The sequence below is a fragment of the Mesorhizobium sp. Arg314 genome, assembly GCF_053714275.1.
Window position 1 is genome coordinate 1 of sequence record NZ_JBSKBP010000372.1, and the last position, 241, is coordinate 241.

Here is a 241-nt window from a genome sequence, read left to right on the forward strand (position 1 = left end):
ATTGTTGGTGTAACAGAACATCTATAAATTGTCCTCCCAGCCTGTGCAGTAAAGAATTCCTCCAGCTCCGCCAGATGCCCAGTAAATATTGCCACTCTCCAAAATCATATCCATAATCTGCGCGTTGGAAGCAGCCGTGCCGAGGATATTGTAGGGCGCGGGCGTAAGGGTGTTCGCGCACGCATACCCCGAATACGTATTATTCGGGGCGATATACAAATTTTGCCCGGCGGTCCCATTG

General features: G+C 50.2%; 1 protein-coding gene. It reads right to left on the bottom strand.

Annotated elements, in window-relative coordinates:
- Positions 1 to 21: 21 nt before the first annotated feature.
- Positions 22 to 241: hypothetical protein (locus ACWGS9_RS35915; protein WP_454509574.1), on the bottom strand; the 220-nt coding region annotated here is incomplete at its 5' end.